22 protein-coding genes are annotated in these 19,608 nt (G+C 27.6%); 9 read left to right on the forward strand and 13 right to left on the reverse strand.

The window, feature by feature from the left end; genetic code table 11:
- Positions 1–10: 10 nt before the first annotated feature.
- Together MKD34_RS04355 and MKD34_RS04360 are read right to left on the reverse strand one after the other, a co-directional pair.
- Positions 11–1,813 (reverse strand): polysaccharide deacetylase family protein, encoded by a 1,803-nt coding sequence (locus MKD34_RS04355; RefSeq protein WP_240218329.1) that lies wholly within the window; start codon positions 1,811–1,813, stop codon positions 11–13.
- A 15-nt stretch (positions 1,814–1,828) separates the two neighbouring features.
- Complete coding sequence (locus tag MKD34_RS04360; RefSeq protein ID WP_240218330.1) at positions 1,829–2,944, reverse strand: aminopeptidase; 1,116 nt, start codon at positions 2,942–2,944, stop codon at positions 1,829–1,831.
- Positions 2,945–3,080: 136 nt separating this feature from the next.
- On the opposite strand from MKD34_RS04360, the gene MKD34_RS04365 reads away from it, so the two are divergent.
- On the forward strand, positions 3,081–3,815 hold the full coding sequence (locus tag MKD34_RS04365) for a YaaA family protein (protein ID WP_240218331.1): 735 nt from the start codon (positions 3,081–3,083) through the stop codon (positions 3,813–3,815).
- Positions 3,816–3,830: 15 nt separating this feature from the next.
- On the opposite strand, the gene MKD34_RS04370 is transcribed toward MKD34_RS04365, so the two are convergent.
- Positions 3,831–5,318, reverse strand: a complete 1,488-nt coding sequence (locus MKD34_RS04370) for a phytoene desaturase family protein (RefSeq protein WP_240218332.1) — start codon at positions 5,316–5,318, stop codon at positions 3,831–3,833.
- A 134-nt stretch (positions 5,319–5,452) separates the two neighbouring features.
- Here MKD34_RS04370 and MKD34_RS04375 point away from each other — a divergent pair, with 134 nt between their 5' ends.
- The gene (locus tag MKD34_RS04375; RefSeq protein WP_240218333.1) at positions 5,453–6,217 is read left to right on the forward strand and encodes a DeoR/GlpR family DNA-binding transcription regulator; all 765 of its coding nucleotides are present in this window, start codon (positions 5,453–5,455) and stop codon (positions 6,215–6,217) included.
- A gap of 123 nt (positions 6,218–6,340) precedes the next feature.
- Positions 6,341–6,517, forward strand: coding sequence for a hypothetical protein (locus MKD34_RS04380; RefSeq protein WP_240218334.1), 177 nt, complete (start codon positions 6,341–6,343; stop codon positions 6,515–6,517).
- Positions 6,518–6,576: 59 nt separating this feature from the next.
- Here MKD34_RS04380 and MKD34_RS04385 read toward each other — a convergent pair whose 3' ends face one another.
- Positions 6,577–8,064, reverse strand: coding sequence for a mechanosensitive ion channel (locus MKD34_RS04385; RefSeq protein WP_240218335.1), 1,488 nt, complete (start codon positions 8,062–8,064; stop codon positions 6,577–6,579).
- Positions 8,065–8,279: 215 nt separating this feature from the next.
- Here MKD34_RS04385 and MKD34_RS04390 point away from each other — a divergent pair, with 215 nt between their 5' ends.
- The 4 genes from MKD34_RS04390 to MKD34_RS04405 all read left to right on the forward strand — a co-directional run bounded on the left by MKD34_RS04390 (position 8,280) and on the right by MKD34_RS04405 (position 10,138).
- Positions 8,280–8,840, forward strand: coding sequence for a hypothetical protein (locus tag MKD34_RS04390; RefSeq protein WP_240218336.1), 561 nt, complete (start codon positions 8,280–8,282; stop codon positions 8,838–8,840).
- A gap of 78 nt (positions 8,841–8,918) precedes the next feature.
- Positions 8,919–9,491: a hypothetical protein gene (locus MKD34_RS04395; RefSeq protein ID WP_240218337.1), complete on the forward strand. Its 573-nt coding sequence runs from the start codon at positions 8,919–8,921 to the stop codon at positions 9,489–9,491.
- Positions 9,492–9,560: 69 nt separating this feature from the next.
- The gene (locus tag MKD34_RS04400) at positions 9,561–9,860 is read left to right on the forward strand and encodes a hypothetical protein (RefSeq protein ID WP_240218338.1); all 300 of its coding nucleotides are present in this window, start codon (positions 9,561–9,563) and stop codon (positions 9,858–9,860) included.
- Positions 9,861–9,883: 23 nt separating this feature from the next.
- A complete protein-coding gene (locus MKD34_RS04405; RefSeq protein WP_240218339.1) occupies positions 9,884–10,138 on the forward strand; it encodes a hypothetical protein in 255 nt (84 codons plus the stop codon).
- A gap of 8 nt (positions 10,139–10,146) precedes the next feature.
- On the opposite strand, the gene MKD34_RS04410 is transcribed toward MKD34_RS04405, so the two are convergent.
- Positions 10,147–10,737: a DUF4269 domain-containing protein gene (locus tag MKD34_RS04410; protein WP_240218340.1), complete on the reverse strand. Its 591-nt coding sequence runs from the start codon at positions 10,735–10,737 to the stop codon at positions 10,147–10,149.
- Between the two features lie 327 nt (positions 10,738–11,064).
- On the opposite strand from MKD34_RS04410, the gene MKD34_RS04415 reads away from it, so the two are divergent.
- Positions 11,065–11,433: a hypothetical protein gene (locus MKD34_RS04415; protein ID WP_240218341.1), complete on the forward strand. Its 369-nt coding sequence runs from the start codon at positions 11,065–11,067 to the stop codon at positions 11,431–11,433.
- A 134-nt stretch (positions 11,434–11,567) separates the two neighbouring features.
- Here the strand turns inward: MKD34_RS04415 and MKD34_RS04420 are convergent, their stop codons facing one another.
- The 3 genes from MKD34_RS04420 to gltS all read right to left on the reverse strand — a co-directional run bounded on the left by MKD34_RS04420 (position 11,568) and on the right by gltS (position 14,140).
- Positions 11,568–11,999, reverse strand: coding sequence for a hypothetical protein (locus MKD34_RS04420; RefSeq protein WP_240218342.1), 432 nt, complete (start codon positions 11,997–11,999; stop codon positions 11,568–11,570).
- A gap of 117 nt (positions 12,000–12,116) precedes the next feature.
- Entirely contained in the window at positions 12,117–12,914 is a 798-nt protein-coding gene (gene murI, locus MKD34_RS04425; RefSeq protein ID WP_240218343.1) for a glutamate racemase, read from the reverse strand.
- A 26-nt stretch (positions 12,915–12,940) separates the two neighbouring features.
- Positions 12,941–14,140: a sodium/glutamate symporter gene (gene gltS, locus MKD34_RS04430; protein ID WP_240218344.1), complete on the reverse strand. Its 1,200-nt coding sequence runs from the start codon at positions 14,138–14,140 to the stop codon at positions 12,941–12,943.
- A 295-nt stretch (positions 14,141–14,435) separates the two neighbouring features.
- On the opposite strand from gltS, the gene MKD34_RS04435 reads away from it, so the two are divergent.
- Positions 14,436–14,975 (forward strand): HdeD family acid-resistance protein, encoded by a 540-nt coding sequence (locus MKD34_RS04435; RefSeq protein ID WP_240218345.1) that lies wholly within the window; start codon positions 14,436–14,438, stop codon positions 14,973–14,975.
- A gap of 55 nt (positions 14,976–15,030) precedes the next feature.
- Here the strand turns inward: MKD34_RS04435 and MKD34_RS04440 are convergent, their stop codons facing one another.
- Genes MKD34_RS04440 through MKD34_RS04460 form a run of 5 tightly spaced genes read right to left on the reverse strand, consistent with a single transcriptional unit; the run spans position 15,031 to position 19,593 of the window.
- Entirely contained in the window at positions 15,031–15,930 is a 900-nt protein-coding gene (locus tag MKD34_RS04440; protein ID WP_240218346.1) for a S66 peptidase family protein, read from the reverse strand.
- A gap of 13 nt (positions 15,931–15,943) precedes the next feature.
- On the reverse strand, positions 15,944–16,483 hold the full coding sequence (locus MKD34_RS04445; protein WP_240218347.1) for a spore maturation protein: 540 nt from the start codon (positions 16,481–16,483) through the stop codon (positions 15,944–15,946).
- Positions 16,483–17,109, reverse strand: a complete 627-nt coding sequence (locus tag MKD34_RS04450) for a nucleoside recognition domain-containing protein (protein WP_040407248.1) — start codon at positions 17,107–17,109, stop codon at positions 16,483–16,485. The genes MKD34_RS04445 and MKD34_RS04450 overlap by 1 nt, the downstream gene beginning before the upstream one ends.
- A 16-nt stretch (positions 17,110–17,125) precedes the next feature.
- Positions 17,126–18,574, reverse strand: coding sequence for an ABC transporter permease (locus MKD34_RS04455; protein WP_240218348.1), 1,449 nt, complete (start codon positions 18,572–18,574; stop codon positions 17,126–17,128).
- A gap of 56 nt (positions 18,575–18,630) precedes the next feature.
- Positions 18,631–19,593, reverse strand: coding sequence for a thiamine ABC transporter substrate-binding protein (locus tag MKD34_RS04460; protein ID WP_240218349.1), 963 nt, complete (start codon positions 19,591–19,593; stop codon positions 18,631–18,633).
- Positions 19,594–19,608: the final 15 nt, after the last annotated feature.

The following is a 19,608-nucleotide window of genomic DNA, read 5'->3' on the forward strand; positions in this document are numbered from 1 at the left end:
CCTCCCTAAGTTACTTTTTCCCATAACTTTTTTCTTCTCTTTTAACTTTTATAAAGTTATATTTCCCAGATACTTTTCTTTTAAAATTAAATAGATTATTTGTTGGAAATATTCCAATTCTTCTAATTTCAAATAAATCATCAGAAAAAACTATACTACCTGAATCAGTAGCTACTGCAAACTTATAACCAGCCTCTTGAGGTATTCTTTTTACCTCTTCATTTAAACTACCATAAGGATATGCAAAAGATAGCAGTTCTCTTCCTATTATCTTTTCGATATTAGATTTAGAATTAATTATCTCAGACTTTACCTGTTCAGTTGATAGTTCAGCTAATCTTGGATGAGTAGATGTATGCCCACCAAACTCTATTCCATAGTTTTGCATCTCTAGAAGTTCATCTTGATTCATTAAAGTAAATCTTTTTTCAGGATTTCCAGGATTATCTACATCCCATTTATTATACTCTATCCCATCGAGTACATATATAATACCTTTAAACTGATATTTTTTCAAGATAGGAAAAGCATTTTCATAATTATCTTTATATCCATCATCAAACGTAAGCATAATCCATTTCTTATCTTTATCAAATCTTTGTTTATACCTATTATTTAGCAAGTCTTTAAAAGTTACAGTTTCGTATCCTTTCTTTTTAAGATATTTCATCTGCTCTTCAAACTGCTCAACGGTTACATAAGTACCGTGAACACCTTTCTCACTTTCATCTTTTATAACTCTGTGATACATAATAACAGGCATCTCATATTTTTTCTTTTTTACAATCTCTCTTTGATAAATTTTTTCAATATTTTCAACTATAGACTCTATTGAAAACTCCTCTATAACTCTTTCTCTTAAAGTTTTCAAATCGTCTTTATTTATATTGAATCCTTTATCAATTTCTGGAATTACATCTGTCCATCTAAATGTTGGAGCATGATTTAAAGAGATATCACCAAAGTTAGATTTTAAAGCTGTATTTAATCTGTCTAAAGTTACTATTCCTACAGATTCAGCTTCACCTATTGCTAACACTGGAACTTCACAAAGAATAGCTTCAACTGCAACTCTTCCAGCTCCTATAACAATAGAAGACTCTCTTATTTTCTCAGAAACATTATTTACATACCCTAAGAATTCAACATTCCCTGTGAACTTTTTAAATCTTGCTGGAACCTCTTTTCCTCCAATAACCTGAATCTTAAAATCTTTTCTTCTATGTAAAATATCAAGTAAGTTATAAGTTACATCTCCTTTAGGACCAGATAATCTTCCAATTATTGATATAACCTTTTGATTCTTTTCAATATCAGCAAAAGAGCTCTTTTGATACTCTTTTGTATTAATCATATTTCTAAGAACAGTTATATTTTCAGGTTTAACTTTTAAATCATTAACAATATGATCTCTTATATTTTCACAAACACTTAAAGAGTAATCTCCAAATGCTTTAACTAATTTTCTGCTCAAGTGCACAGGTTGTCTCCCGTGTATTGTTGTAATCAGGGGAATCTTTGCTATTCTACAAGCTATTGCACAACTCCAAGATGATGCCCTTGAATGGGCATGTACAACTTGGATATCTTTTTCTTTTATAATCTTAAGAAGTTTTCTAACTTGACTGACTCTATCCTTAAGTTTTCTTTTATTGAATTCTATTTTTTCATATTGTGCGTTTGTAGGTTTAGTTAAAGTATCTGAAACTATATAAACTTTATTCCCTCTCCTAATAAGTTCATCACTTAGAACCGTTCCGTACACCTCAGCACCAGTTACTTCTAACTGTGAAAGTGCCATAAGTATATTCATTATTAAATCCTCCTACTACTTTAAATTTTCTGGATTCAATACTTCTAACTCTTCAATTACAAAGATACCATCTTTTCTAATTAAAACATCATCAAACCAAATCTCTCCACCACCAAAGTCTGGTCTTTGAATTAGAACTAAATCCCAATGTATAGCTGATTTATTTCCGTTATCAGCTAATTTATATGCTTGTCCTGGAGTAAAGTGAATACTTCCAGCAATTTTTTCATCAAATAGTGTATCTTTCATAGGTTTTAAAATATATGGATTTACACCTATTGCAAATTCACCTATATGTCTTGCACCATCATCTGTATTTAAAATTTCATTTAATCTTTCAGTATTATTAGAAGTAGCTTCTACAATTTTTCCATTCTCAAATCTGAAACAAACATTTTCAAAAGTTGTTCCTTGATAAACAGATGGTGTATTGTATGATATAACTCCATTTATAGAATCTCTAACTGGTGCTGAGTAAACCTCTCCATCAGGAATATTTCTAAGTCCACAACATTTTACTGATGGGATATCCTTTATAGAGAATGTTAAATCTGTTCCAGGTCCAACAATTCTAACTTTATCTGTTCTATCTAAAAGTGCTGTTAATGAATCCATAGCTCTACTCATTTTCGAATAATCTAAGTTACAAACATTATAGTAGAAATCTTCAAAAGATTCTAAAGATGTATTTGCAAGTTGAGCCATTGAGTTATTTGGATATCTTAGTACAACCCATTTTGTATTATTAACTCTTTCTGATAAATGAACTGGCTTCATAAAGTAATCTGTATATATTTTCATTTTAGCTGAATCTATATCAGATAGTTCTGATGCATTCTCAGAACCTCTAATAGCAATATAAGCATCCATGTCTTTCATTCTTTCTAATTCATATTTTGCCATTAATTCCGCTTGTGTTTGATCCATACCTTTTAAAAGTTCTCTTGTTACACTTTGATCTTTTATTGTTACGAAAGGATGTCCTCCAGCAGCGTAAACTTCTTTTACTAAAGCCTTAACTAAATTCTTAGAATCCTCTCCAATAGACTCAATTAAAACTTTTTCTCCTTTTTCTACTCTACATGAGTAAGTAACTAAATTTTTTGCTAGTATTTCAATTCTTTGATCCACGGTAACCTCCATTTAATCACATATTATATTCTATAATTATACAATGAAAAGCTATAAATATATAGTTAATTTTTTATAAATCCTCTTTTAAGTAAAAAAAAAGATGTTATAATAACTATTATGTGGAGGTGATTTAATGAAATTGTTTTTTTCCCCAAGTAAGGGAATGCAATATAAAACTTTTAAATATTCTGAGGACAGCGATGTTATAGATATTCCATTTAAAGATAAGACAGACTTTTTAATATCAGTTTTAAAAAATTTTTCTCAAGAGGATATTTCAACTAAATTAAAAATAAAAGGTAAAATATTAGATGATGTTTTAAATATATATAGTAATTTTTATAATCAAGAGGAGAGAGAGGCAATATCTCTTTATGATGGTGTTAGTTATAAACAATTGAATTTAGAAAACTTTTCTAGAGAAAGCTACAAATACATGAGAGACAATGTTTTTATTTTTTCTGCTTTATATGGAGTGTTAAATGCCTGTACTTCAATAAGACCATATCGTTTAGATATGACAAATAAAATACTTGAAGTATCTCCATATGATTTTTGGAGAGAGGATATAGAAAAGTATTTACTACAATTTAAAGATGAAACTTTTATCAATATTGCATCAAATGAATTTTCTAAAATTTTAAATAGAAAAGTTTTTAATGTAATAGATATTGAGTTTAGACAGTGTGATGGAGATAAAATAAAAAATATTAGTACAGAAGCTAAAAAAGCTAGAGGAGCTTTACTTAATTATCTTATTGAAAATAAAATATCATGTCTAGAAGAGATTAAAAATTTTAACGGCCTTGGTTACACATTGTCTTTAGAACTATCTTCTGAAAAAATTATTTTCTTCATAAAAAAATAGGTTAGATTTTCTAACCTATTTTTTATCTATTAAATCAGCTACTATTTTGGCTGAACCATAAATAGTAGGAAGTCCACTTCCTGGATGAGTTCCTCCACCTACTAAAAACAGATTTTTATATCCTTCTAATTCATTATGCGGTCTAAACCATAACATCTGCATTATATTGTGCGATAAATTAAAAACAGCACCTTTATACACATCATAATCTATTTCCCAATTGTTAGGTGTTATTATCTTCAACTCTTCAATATGATCTCTTATTCCTTTAAACTCTCCTATTTTCTCTATTTTATCTAATAGTAGTTGAGTAAAATCATCTTTTTCTAATTCCCAATCTATCTCAGAATTATTATTAGCTACAGGGACTAAAACATAAACTGAAGATTTACCATTAGGAGCTAATGTTGAATCTGTGACTGAAGGATTTTGAATATAGAAAGAAAAGTCTCCACCAACAGATTTATTCTCTGATATTTTTTTAACATTTTTTTTATAATCTTTTGCAAAAATTATATTGTGGTGAGGAATATTTTTATAGATTTTATCCACGCCTATATATAGCATAAACGTTGAACAAGAATATTTTTTCTTTTCTAAATTTTTATTAGAATATTTATTCCTTAACTCTTCTGGAATTAAATTTTTCATTGCCGTTGAAAAATCGGCATTTATTATTACAGAATCACTCTCTATAATATCACCATTATCTAGTTTAATACCAATAGCTTTTTTATCTTCAAATAAAATCTCTTTAACTGGAGTATCTAAAAATATCTCTCCTCCTTTTTTTATAATAAGTTCACTTATTACTTTAGAAACTTTATTTAATCCACCTTCAATGTGAAAAACTCCATATTTATGTTCAAGATATGAGATCATAGAAAAAGTTCCAGGAGCAATCCATGGGGACATACCAATATATTTAGCTTGAAAAGTAAACGATAATTTTAACTCTTCCTCTTTATAGTAGTTTCCCAAAACATCATATATTGATTTATGAGCATCTAAATATGGAAGAGCTTTTAAGAAATTAGGTTTTAAATAATCAACTAAAGAAAGATATGGAACTTTTAAACAAGGCTCTAATTTTGAAAACTTTTTGGACTCCCTATTCATATATTTATCATAAGATTTTGAACTATAGGGAAATATTTTTTCCATCTCTCCATACATAAGAAATTTCTTGTTATATGAGTATGGATTGAAGTCATCTAATCCATAAAATTTTAATCTATACATTGGATTTATTTCAATTAAATTCACTCGCTCATCTAATCTTTCTCCAGCTTCAATAAATATATCTTCTAAAACTTGTGGCATTAAAAAAAATGTAGGACCTAAATCAAATTTATATTCTCCTAAATTAAAGGATGAATTTCTTCCCCCTACATAAGATTTTTTTTCATAAATTTTAACAGAGTATCCTTTACTAGATAAAAGTAATCCTGTTGCTAAACCACCTGGACCAGCACCTATTATTACAACTTTTTTTCTTTCCATTATCTCACCTCCTATTACGCGCTTATTTCTATATATTAGTGTATACTCGAGAAATTCAACTTTCTTTTTTAAAAACGTTTTTTTTATGATATAATTTTTTTAACTATTTAGGTAATTAGAGGAGGTTTATAAACGTGTTTGTTGAAGAGAGAAAACAAAGCATTTTAAATATATTAAAGCAAAAAGAAAAAGTTTCTGTTAATGAATTAAGCGATCTTTTTTCTGTGAGTAAAGTTATCATTAGAAAAGATCTTTGTCAAATGGAAGAGGAGAATCTTTTAACAAGAACTCATGGTGGAGCGATTTTAAAAAGAAAAATTGTAGATAAAATTATTTTAAAAGATATTGCTAAAGAAGATTTAGAAGAAAAAACATTACTTGCAGAAAAAGTGGTTTCACTTATTCAAGATGGAGATATAATCTTTTTAGATGATTCAACTGTTACAATAATTGTTGCAGCTCTTTTGCAGAAGAGAAAAATAAAAATTTCTGTTATAAGTAATATGTTAGAAATTCAAAAAATTCTTTCTGAGAATAAAGGGATAGAAATCATATCTTTAGGTGGGATATATGATCCAAGAACAGATTCTTTTATAGGTGAAATGGCTAGAGAAAACTTAGAATCTTTTAATCCAAATAAAGTTTTTATTGGAATTGGTGGAATTAACGTAGATAAGATGCAATTAAGTACTTGTACTATTGATGAGGGAAAATTTAAAAGTACAGCACTTAAAGTTGGACAAGAGAGTTTTATAATCACTCAAAGTAAAAAATTCTATCAAGATTCTATATTTAATTTCTCTAAGATAAAAGAAGGTATGACAATTATTACAGATCATAATATTTCTGAAGATTTTGAGAAAAAACTTATAGAAAATAATGTTAAAATAATAAAGTGAAAAAAAACGAAAGTTTTCTTTCGTTTTTTTTATTGTTTTTTTATTGACAAACTGGCTTTTTCATAATAAAATACAACCATAATGAAAGTTATCGAAATAAAACGAAATATGGTGGTGATTAAATTGAAAAGAAAAATTAGTTTAATGAACAGAAAAGGAGAGAGAACAACATTTGAAATTGGTGGTCTTTTTAGTTTTTTTCAGATTTTAAAAATAAAAAAACTTCTTCAAAGTAATGAATATTCTTTAGCAACAGAAGAGGATGTTAAAGTAGCATTGGAACTAAAATTATATAACTAAAAAAATCCCCCTCTCTTAATTAGATATTGATCTCTAATTAAGGAGGGGGATTTTATATATTAATCTTCTTTTGGAGGTTCTACATCATCTTTTTCTTCATTTTTTTTACAAGAATTTAATTTTTGAAGTTTTTCTTTTGCTAAGTCTTTTCCACCAATTCCGAAAGCTATTGCAAAAGCTACAGCTAAAGCTCCAACTGTAAATCCAAATGCTAAGTTTATAATCTCATTAGCTATTCCCATTTGTCTTAAGCCCATAGCTCCAACGAAAACTATAATCGCTACTTTTGCTATGTTAGCTATTTGATCTTTATTCTCTAATGATGTGTTTTTTATTATTTTAGCAACATAATTTGCTATTATAATTCCAACACCTATTACTACAACACCTAATAGGATATCTCCTAATAAAAGTGTTAGTTTTAAACTTAAGTCTTGTAATGATCCAAAATTTAAAATCTCTATTGATTGAATTATTGCAAAATATATTATTAAAATCTTTGAGAATTTTCCAACTAATTTAGAATAGTTATTATCAATTGTTTTTAATCCTGCTTTTTCAAGATATGAATCAAATTTCAAACCTATTAACAAATTAGTTATTATACTTTCTATAATTCTTCCAAAATATAATGAAATTACTAAAACTAAAGCTACTCCAACTAAATTCGGAATATAATTAAATAGTATGTTCAACATGCTTATCACAGGAGAAATAATTATATCTAATCCTAAATAATTTAAAGAAGCTGAAAATACAGGTATTAATACTAATACATAAACAATATTTGCAATTACAGTTGAAAGTTTTCCTTCAAATAAAACTTTTCCATCTACACTTAACTTTTCATCAAGTTTAAAAGAATCTAAAACACCTTTTAAAATATCTCTTAATTTAGATGCTATAAACCAACCAACAACTAAAACTAAAGCAGCTGCTACTAAACTTGGAATATAATTTAAGAATTTAGTTAACATATCAGTAATTGGAATCAGTATTTTATCTAACTTTAATGCTGCTAAAACTCCTGGTAAAATTAGTATAAATATAACCAATGAAATTATTTCACTAAATATTTTAGATAAAGATACTCCATTTTCTTCAGTATGAATTTTTTCATCTACCTTCATTTTTTTAAAGAATATTTCTGAAAACTTTTGAGAAAGTTTTGCTAAAATAATTGCTATTATTAAAAGAATTACTCCTCCTAATACATTTGGAATGTATGAGAAGATTGGATCTAAAAGATTTAAAATTGGATTTACTAATCTACTAAATCCTAATTTTTCCATTATTATTCCTATTATGAAAATTATAAAAATATAATATATAAATTTAAGTAATATTTTTATTACTGATGTGCTTGTTCCTCCTTCCTTTCCTGTAATTTCATGTTCTAAGTTAGAAAATAATTTTGTCTTGTTTAAAGTGTGTTCTAACTTACTTATAACAATTGATGCTAATGCTAACCCCACTAATAGTATAATAATTGATGCAATGATGTTAAGTGTTACATTGTTGAGAATTAAAAGTTTAATCTCTTCCATTTTTTTACCACCCTCCTATTTCTTCTAATTTATTTATAATTAGGTAAATTATAAATATTGCTATAAAAATTATTATTGATAAAACCATATTCATCACTCCCCTAATTAATTTTATTTATAGCCTTTTTTACTAATATTTTCGAACTTTTCTTTTTTTAATATTTACTTTTTTATGTTTTCTATGGTATTACTAATAATGTAAGGAGGTGTATAAATTGAATTATAAATTTATTAAAAAAATTGTCTTTTATGTTTTTTTATTATTAATGATTATCGGATGTTCTAATAATCCTTATAAATGGGAATCAACTCAAACGGCTATTAATAATTCTTTCAAACTTCAAACAGGAGATATTATTATTAAAGATAAATTAATAACTGACCCTGTCTCTTGGTTGGGGCATAGTTCTGTTATGATTAGCGATACTCATATTGGGGATTTTCCTATGCCTGGAAATAATTACTACACTATTAGTGTCAATGCTTGGCTTAATGAACCAAATCGAAAAGTTATTGTTTTGAGATATCCATTTTTTAATCAGCAATTTAAAGAAACTTTTTTAAAGAATGTAGATAAATATGGTCATGGTAAATATAGAACATCTTTTTTTAAAAGTAATGACACTGATTTCTATTGTTCTAAATTTGTTTGGTTTTTATTTTCAAAAACAGCTCAAGATTTAGGTTATAATTTAGATTTAGATTCTAATGGTGGACCTATTGTCTTCCCTTATGATTTTTTGAATTCTAAAAACTTAAAACAAGTTATCCTTTAAGTGTATTTTAATTTGTTGACCTCTTATTTTAAAAGTTGTATAATTATAAGAAGTTTTAATTACTAAAAGGAGAAATTAATGGATAGGCAAGTTACAATTGAATCAGTTAAGTTGGTTGAACAACTGAAAAAAATATTTCCTAAAGATGGTTATCATCTTATCAGTTTACAAGAAAAATTTTACATTTGGGAAAAGCATATGGATATTTCAAAAGATAAACCTATTGAGGAATATGATACCGGAGTAAAAACAAGAGATTTATTAAACTCAAATGAAAAAAAATTTTATGAAAATCTTTATGGTAATATAAAACCTGAAAATCTTATAAACTTTAATCTAAAACCAAAACTAATTGAAAATAATGACGATACTCTTAGTAAAACTTTAATTTTAGGAGAGGATTTCATAAATTCTAAAAATCAAAGAGTTTTAAAGTTTTCTTTTCTAAATTTTAGAGATTATAATATTGAAGAACTTAAAAAGAAGAAACTTTCTGAACAAGACTTTATTGATTCTTTAGTTAATAGTTTCTATCCAAATAGTGTCGAAGAGATTGAAATAGATGAACCTGGGTATTATTTTTTTGAAACTGAAAAAATTGTTATTCCTGGAATTATTATTTTAACCATCTCTATTCTTTATATGGTTTAAAGATTTTTAAAAGGATTTAATTAATATTTTCTGTATATTATTATATAAATCTATTGCGGAGGTTTTGTTATGTATTATAGAGAATATTTTTTCTATCTAAAGGAAAGACTACCAGAAAAGTGCTATGAGGTGCTTAAAGAGTGTTATAAAACACAAAAAAACGATATAGAAAATAATTTTAAATTGTTACACAACTCTATAGTAAAAGTTGAAACTATAGATATTTTATTACCAATTAAAGAAACTTATTATCATATGAATTACGAAATTCTCTTAAGAGAAGAGCTTATAACAAAAGATCCTTCGAGAGAGAATCGTTATAAGCTTGATCGTTTTGGTATATATCTTTTACACTATTTAAATGATTAAATTTAAAATAAACGGAGGAACTCATGAAAGAAGCAAAAAGCTTTGCTGAAACTTTATATCTTTTAATGGAAGATTTTGAATACACTATTGCAGAACTAGAGGACGATATTTTTTCACTTTTACGTGATGATTTTCAACTTACTCTAACTGAGGAGGATAAACATCTTTTCTTCCTTCTAGAAAGTTCTAATTTGGATCAAAATATTAAACTAAATGTTGAAAGAGTTGAGTATGATGGAGAGGAGTTCTTTATTGTATCATCTGTAAAGGTAGCTTAGGGAATAGTTTAACTATTCCCTTTTTTATAATATCCTAACTCTTTTAGTTTTTTTACTATTTCTCTATTACTTAAAAACTCAAAATTCAAAAGTTCTTCATAGGGGTTTCCATTTAGCTCTAAAAGTTTAGCAAAAGCTGGCTCTGTTTTTATTCCAGCTCTTTTCAGACTTACAATTTCCTCTTTAAATTTTAAGTTAGCAAACTTTAATAATCTATTTTCGACAATCATATGTCTATAACCATTTGTTTTTGTTGAAATTAATTTCGATGCATATATCTCTATCTCCATATTTTCTATGAAAAAATTAATTATTACTATCCCATCACTTAAAAATTTATCTGAAATTTTAAAACCTTTTAATTGAGAAAAATTTTTACTAATAATCTGTTTTAAATTTTCTTTATTTTCTAAATTAATTTGACATACTATATCTAAATCACTTTTTTCTATATCTATTTCAATTGGTATAGTTCCAACCAAAATTGGATTAAATTCATTTAAAACATTAAATATATTTATTTTTTTTAGAATTTGATAACTTTGTACTTGCTTTTCATTTCCTGCTTTTAAATACTCTATATCTTGAAATTTTTTCATAGTTTTACTCCGATTTCGTTTTTTTTTAAATTATTAAGTACTCTTTTTATACGTTTTTTTTATTTTATTTTACCATTTAAAAACATATTTGACATTTATATACATTTATAGTACTATAACTATGAGACCGAATTTGATTGAATAGATCTATATACCCCCCAAAAATCTATTTTAATCTTTTTTATTTTTTAACACTCCCCCGTGTTAATAAAAAACTCCTTTTCCCCAAAAGGAGTTTTTTTTATTTCTAATAAATTTAAAATAAAAAAGGAAATAAAAATTTTCTAAGAATAATATTTCAGAAGTTTAAAAATCAGGAGGTCATATATGAAAAAATTACTTTTAAGTTTAACCGTTTTATTATCACTTACAGCCTTTGCCAACTCTAAAGAGGATATGATTGAAATGGGATTAATGAATAAATTTCCTGCTTTAACAGATGGTAAGACAACAATCAATGTTCATGAGTATGATGTTGATTTAGATCACCATAAAATAGAATTAAAAGTTGAATTAAAAGGCGACGCTTCAAAAGATGAATATGATAAATTAGATAAAGCTAAATTAGAAACATTAGCTGCTGAAATGGCAAAATATACTCAATCTGAATCAGGAAAGACTCTTCCAGTTTATGTTGAAATTGAACTTGATAGAGATATGCTGCCTGATGAAGTTTTATACAAAAATACTTTTTAAATAAACTAAAAAGGTAACTTTCAATGAAAATCATTGAAGTTACCTTTTTTTAAAATCTAATACCCCCGTATTTATCTATAATATACCATACTTTCAAACTAATTTCAAGTATTTTGTTCATTTTTTGTAGTTTTTCATTCAAAATCATCTATTAAAAAGTTTTTTTTGATTCTATCTGATATCTGTTCAAAATAAATCGACTTATCTATATAATAATCTATAAAAGTTTCATCTATAATATTATAATTTTCTAACCCTTCTAATAAATCTGAACGATTAATAATCAATCTATCTTTAAAAATTTCATTAATATAATTTTTTATATCCTTAGCTGAGAAAATTGATATGTATTTGTCAAAAAAAAGATGTAAACTATTTTTTGTATAATTTTCATAAATTTCCACCGCATCAGAATGATTTTTTATATAGTTTATATTATCCACATATTTTTTAAAATCCTCAATGGGAATTACAGATCCTGAGATATAAAATATACTGTCTATATAAACTAGATAGGGTTGTATCTTATATATTGTTTCTAATTTCTTATCTATTAAGTTATTCATGTCTCTCCTCCTTCTTTAATCCCATATCTGTTATATTATTCTACTACATACTTACCCCATTTCTTTTTTTTGAATAAAAAAAAGTAACAATATAATATCGTTACTTTTTCTCTATAATTATCCTATTAAAGGTTGATAAATATTAGAAAGCTCTTCACCTAAAAATCTTTCTCCCACTTTTTTAAATCGTTCTATATCACCTGTAACAAAATAATCTATATTTATTTTTTCTTTTCTACTTTTTTTAAATCCATTTTTTAATGCCAATTTATTTAATTCAAATAGTACATGCATAGCTGTTTCCTCTGCTGGATCTACTATTCTTTTATCAATTAACTTTTCTATCTCTTCTCTTATTAGAGGATAATGCGTACATCCTAATATCAAAGTATCTATCTCTTCTGGAAGTTGATCTATATATGATTTTAGAAGCAACGTATTTCTTTCGTTATCTTCCCAACCTCTCTCTATCATAGGACAAAGTAAGTCACAACCTTTTTGAAAAACTTCATACTTTGAATTCAAAGTTTTTATTACCTTTTCGTAAATTCCGCTTTTAGCTGTTAACGGTGTTGATAAGACACCAATTTTTTTATTTTTGCTTTGCTTTATAGCCATTGCTGCTCCAGGTTGAATTACACCTATTATTGGTATACTTGTAAATCTCTCCCTTAACGTATCTAAAGCTGCTGCTGTTGCTGTATTACAAGCTATAACGATTATATCAACTTGATTATCTATTAGGAACTCGCCTATACTTAAACAAAGCTCTTGTATCTCTTTTATACTTTTACTTCCATAAGGGGAGTTTAAACTATCTCCATAATAGATTACATCTGCAAAGTCTATTTTTTCTTTTATTTTTTTCAACACGCTTAATCCGCCAACTCCAGAATCAAAGATACCAATTTTCACTTTGCCCCTCCCTTTCTAATTAGATTTTACTTTCCAAAAATATTCATAAATACTGTGATTAAAGAAGCGTTTGTAAAGTCAATAAATAGAGCTCCTACTAAAGGCAGTACAAAGAATGCTGTTGGCGATGGCCCATTCACTGCTGTAAACGACTCCATATTTGCCATTGCATTTGGTGTTGCACCCATTCCAAATCCACAGTGTCCTGATGCCATTACAGCTGCATCGTAATCTTTTCCCATAATTCTAAATGTTACAAAGTATGCGTATAGTGCCATTACTACTGTTTGAACTAAAAGTATCACTACTAATGGTATTGCTAATGCTGCTAGCTCCCATAACTTCATAGACATTAAAGCCATTGCTAAGAATAACTGTAAAGAGATATTTCCAACTACATTTATTGTATGAAGCGGTAACTCAGTATCTTTATTGTCTATAACATTTCTTATAATAGCAGCTACTAACATTGGTCCAATATACGCTGGTAAAACTACTCCTACTTTTTTAGATAAAGGTATTAATAACCCTCCAATTCCCATTGAAATAACAATGTAAACAATTGCATGGAAAAGATTTTCCTCTGTAATCTTTTCTTTTACAACCTCTTTTGAATCCTCTTCTGGAATTAAAAACTCCTCTTCTTTATGTCCAACTAATCCGTAACGTTGCATTAATCTTTTTGCAACTGGTCCACCTATCATACATCCTGCAACTAGTCCAAATGTTGCTGATGCTATTGCAACTGACATCGCTCCTGTTGCTCCTGCTGCTTCAAGAACTGGCCCAAAAGCTCCAGATGTTCCATGTCCTCCAGTTAATGGTACTGATCCTGCTGCTATCCCTAATAGTGGATTTAAACCAAAAAACTTAGCTAATGTAACTCCTACAAGATTTTGAATTATTACTAACACACTTGCTACACACAAAAATACAAATACCTGAATACCACCTTTTTTTAACAACTTTAAACTTGCCAAGAATCCTATTGTTGTAAAGAATGCTATCATTAAAAGATCTTTTAATGCTCCATCAAATGAAAATGTAAAAGTTTGTGAAAGTCTACCAATTAATGTAAATACCGAAAATATTACTCCGCCAATTACTGGAGCTGGTATAAAAAACTTTTCAAAAAAATTAACTTTTTTCTTAACCCATCTTCCAAGCAATAATAAAATAACTGCTATTGCTAAAGTTTCTGCCATGTTAAATTGATATTCAAACATAAAATCCCTCCTACTATATTTTTGTACTTCATCTTGGCACAAGTATACTTCGCAAAAAGTACAAACGCAAATATATAAATAATATATAATCTATTCTTTAAATATATACATGTTTTATATTCTATCTCTATTTGAGTGTTTTAGTCGTTTTTTACTAAAATTTTGAAAAAATTTTTTTCTAAATAAATACAAATTGAAATTAACTTTTGCATAAAAATTTTTTTTTAAAGGAGATTTACTATTTCAACAGAATAATACTTATAGAAGATAGTTTTATTTTTAAGGAGGGATTTCAATGCAAGAGTTTAACAAAAAAGTTTTTACCTATCTTTTAGTAACAGGAATTCTATTTAGTTTAGTTGGAATTTTTGGAATTTTTAGTCCTACTATATTCTCTGTATATTTAGTTGATATACTAGCAGCATTTTTCTTAGTTAGTGGTGTTAAAAACTTTACTAAAGGATTCCAATTTAGAAAGGTTCCTAATTTCCACTGGGGTCTTTACATTTTTATAGGAGTTTTAGAGGTTATAATATCTTTATCTCTATTTAGTACTCCATTTGCTAGCCAAATATATATGATTATCTATGCTGGTATATTCATGATTTTCAAAGGAGTATTTATTGTTTTAAATATTTTATTCAATAGAAAAATATTCCCAAGTTTAGTGGATTTCAGCTTAGGTTCTGGTATTATTGATTTACTATTCGGTGTGCTTTTAGTTGCATTACCATTCTTCTCTCAACAGTTTATATTCTTATGTATCGCTTGGTATATACTGTTTAGTGGAGCTAACTTAATTTTATCAGCATTTTACTTTAAAAGATCACAATAATAATTTTTTAACCAAATATAACAAAGAGGGTAGAACTTAGTTCTACCCTCTTTATTTATTTCTTAACTATTAATTGCTCTTTTTCCCCATCTATCTCTAAAATTTCACCAAACTCTAATGTCAACATTGGAGTACAGTGTCCAGATTTTAAATTATAGCAAACTGGTTTCTTTAAATCTTTAAAATGACTATAAAAAACATCTTGTAAAGACATATCATCCTCACTTGATTTGTCACAATTTTTAAAATCTCCTAGTACTATACCAGAAACTTTATCAAAAATTCCTAAATTTTTTAACTGCCACAACATTCTATCTATCTTGTATGTTGATTCTCCAATATCCTCTAAAAATAAGATTTTATTGTCATACTCTAAATCAAACTCTGTTCCTAAATTTGATACTAAAACTGCTAAGTTTCCTCCAACTAGTTGGCCACTTCCTTTTAAAGTATTATAAAAGTATATTTTTTCATAAAAGTTTTTTATCGTGTAACTTTCATTACTAGTCATAACTTTTATAAAATCATCTAAAGTATCTGAATTATATTCTTCTGAAAAATTACTTACAGCCATAGGCCCATGAAAAGTTTTCAGATTACACTTTTTAAAAAATGCCATATGCAAAGATGTCACATCACTGTAACCTATAAAAGGTTTTGGATTATTTCTAACAACTTCATAATCTAAAAGTGAAAGCATTCTAATGCCTCCGTATCCACCTCTTACACACATAATTGCATCTACATCTTTATCTTGGAAAAAATTATTAATATCTGTTGCTCTCTCTTCATCTGTTCCAGCAAAAGAGTACCATATATTTTCTACGCTTTTTCCAACTTTAACTTTAAATCCTAATTTCTCTAAGTTTTCAATAGAACTTTTCAACTTATCTTTATTAACACTACTCGCTGGTGCAACCAGCCCTATAGTATCTCCTATTTTTAATCTTTTCATATATTATCACAGCCTAACTAAACATTAGGTTACAAATCCATACTGCTGCTAAAATTCCAGCTATATCAGCTAAAAGTCCTGCTGCAACTGCATGTCTTGTCTTTCTAATGCTAACAGCTCCAAAGTAAACTGCTAAAACATAGAAAGTCGTTTCTGTTGATCCCATCATAACTGAAGCCATTCTTCCAATCATAGAATCTGGTCCATGAGTTATAAAGATATCATTTAAAATCCCTGTTGATCCTCCTCCTGAAAGAGGTCTCATAATAGCCATTGGTAAAACTTCTCCTGGCATACCAATAAACTCTAAAATTGGATTTAAATATTTTATTATTACATCAATAGCTCCTGAACTTCTAAAAACTCCAATTGCTACTAACATTGCAACTAAAAATGGAATAATTCTAATAGCTGTAGAAAAACCTTCTTTTGCTCCTTCACAAAACACCTCATATACTTTTACTTTTTTTACAAAGTACGCATATGAAACTATAAACAATATAATTAAAGGAATTGCATATAGAGATATTCTTTCCATTATAAGTGTAAACATTACTCATCCCCTCCTACAGCATCTGTTTTTACAACTGTCTCTCTCTTAAATGTAGGCAACTTTTGTAAAACTTTACACGATACAACTGCAACTATTGTTGAAATTGCTGTTGCTATTATTGTTGGAGCAATTATCTCTGTTACATTAGCTGAGTTTGCTGCTGCTCTATAAGCTATTACACTTGATGATATTAAAGTAACTGAAGATGTATTTATAGCTAAAAATAGCACCATTGCATTTGAAGCTTCCTCTTTGTTGTCATTTAACTCTTGTAATTCTTGCATAGCTTTAATCCCTAATGGAGTAGCTGCATTTCCTAATCCAAAGAAATTCGCTGCTACGTTAGCTACAATACTTCCTACTGCTGGATGATCCTCTGGAATCTCTGGAAATAACCTTTTCATTATAGGTCTTAATCCTCTTCCCAAAGCTTTAACTAATCCTGCTTCTTCAGCAACTTTCATTAATCCTAACCAAAAGGCCATAATCCCAATAAGCCCTATTGCTATCTCCACTGCTGTTTTTGACGATGATATAACAGAATCTGTTACCGCTTGTACATTTCCTGTAAACATTGAAATGACAATTCCAATTAATATAAGTCCTAACCATATTGCGTTTATCATAGTTATTTCCCTCCCTTTATTCTTTTTCTGTAATTTTATTTGATAAATAAAATAAAACAACCACTATTATTATATTTACAGATGACAATGCTGCCCCTTCTAAGAGTTTTTTATCTGAAAAAAGTGAATAGTTTACTAAAGCTATCGTAGGAAAATCTCTTCCTAACTGCATTGAGTACGAGATTGTAAACTCTCCTAAAATTATTGCAAATATCTGTAAATATGTACCTAAAAATACATTTTTCAAAATAGGACATTCTATTAATAAAAATGTTTTAAAAGGTGAAAGTGCATCAATTTTTGCTAAATCCAATATATCCTTTGGAAACTCCCTCACATACTGGTACATAAATGAATAAGCTATTGGAACTGTTACTAAAAAATATCCAATAACTAGAAGTATCCACAACTTTATATCATAAAGTATATTTATATAGATTAAAGCAATCCCTAGAAATGCACTTGAAAATCCCATTGTAGAAAAAACAATAATACTTGTTATCTTAGTAAAATTTTTAAGTAATAGATAAGTAAAAATAATTACAAATATGGGTGTTATTGATGCTAAAAGCAAAGAGTTTCTAATTCCCTGTAAAACTGGATAGTATGAATTAAAATCACTAGAAAAAAGTTTATAAAACCCCTCTAAAGAAAAACTACCAGTATAATAGTTATAAAAACCATAAAATATTCCTATAAGAACAACTGAACATTCTAGCAATAGATATACCACAGTCCAAAGTGTTGTTAATGTAGAAACTTTTTTCTCTCTAAAATCATTTTGTAATTCATAGGGTGGATAAAGATCACCTAATATATTTAATGCTATTAAAAAGAAAAATTGTACAATACCTAATATAAGAGCTTTTGAAAAATTTGCATCTCTTAAAAGAGTGTTTGCAATTTCAACCTCTAAGTTAGAATATCTAATTCCTCCTAGTGCTAGGACAATTCCAAAAGAAGCAAAGGTGTATATAAAAACTAAAAACATCCCTCTAAAAACTTGTGGAAATATCAATGGAAGTTTAATCTTAATAAAGATATCAATCTCATTTAAGCCATCTATTTTAGCCGCTTCAACTATATTTTTAGATATATTTCTCATTCCCTCACTCAGATATTTTATCATAATTGGACTATTATAAAATACATTTGCAAGTATTATAGCTTTTAGTGTATATAATACACTAAAATTTTTAAGAATCGGTAGGTTAAATATAAGTGTAAAAGCTACTACTGTCGATATGGTTGGAAAGAAAAATGGAATAAATATAAGTCCCTCTAATATTTTTGTCAGTGGATTTTTTTTATAACTCATATAATAAGCGGGTATAATCGCAATTATCGTTGAAAAGATAACTGATAATATCCCTTGAGTTAAAGAGATTTTAAAAAGTTGAAAATTTTCATAGAAACTCAAACTTCTAATCTCTTCTAAATGAAAGAAATCCTTTATAAAAAACATTAGAGGGATTACCCATAGAATAAGATACATATAACTATAGGTCTTATTTCTCCTCATTATTTTTTCAATACCTCAATTAACTGTTTTTTCCAATTTTCCATATTTTTGTTTACATATTCTGCATCTAATTTAACTATTTTATTTGTCGTAGGCACATATTTATAATCTTCTGGTAATGTATAGTTTATAACAGGGAACATATAGTTTTTCTCAAGAGCAAGCTTTTGAAACTCTGGTTCTAAAACAAAATTTAAAAACTCCTCAGCTGATTTTTTTATATTTTTCTTGTTAACTAAAGCAGCACCTTCTAAGTATATATATCCACCCTCTTCAGGTATATAACTTTTGTATTTATTTTCATTTCCATCTTGATAGAAGTAGATTGAGCTTGAAGCATACCCACTCATAATCGCTCCCTCTCCTACAGAGAATTTAGCAAAAGAATCAGACCATCCAGAAGAAACTGTCAATATACTTGGTTTTAAGCTTTCCCAAAACTTTAACCAGTTTTCTCCATAAACTCCAATAGTCCAAAGCATAAATGCTTCTCCTGTAAAACTTCTTGGGTCTTGAACTAATAATTCTTTTGGATATTTTTTTAAATCTTCAAAAGTTTTTAAATCTGAACCTGTTTTTTCATAGTTATAATTTAGTGCAAGCATTCCATAATCAATCGGTGTAACTGACCACTCTTTATCAATTATGAACTCCTCTTTCGCAATATTTCCCGCAGTAGTTGGCTTATAATTTTTTATAAGATTGTCTTTCTTAGCTTCTAAGTAGTTTATATCTGTTAGACCTACTATTATGTCTGCCTTTGGATTTTTCTTTTCTAACTTCATTCTAGGTATAACTCCATCAATTGGTACATACTTAATAGTTGTTCCAGTTTTTTCTTTAAAAATTACACCTGCTGAACTTTCAATCCATTTCATTGATTCCGGTCCATAAACTACAATTTCTTCCCCAAACGATACTAAACTCATTAAAAATAATCCTGCTAAAACTGTCTTTTTCATTTCATCCCCTTTAAT

The sequence above is a fragment of the Cetobacterium somerae genome, from assembly GCF_022430525.1.
GTDB lineage: Bacteria > Fusobacteriota > Fusobacteriia > Fusobacteriales > Fusobacteriaceae > Cetobacterium_A.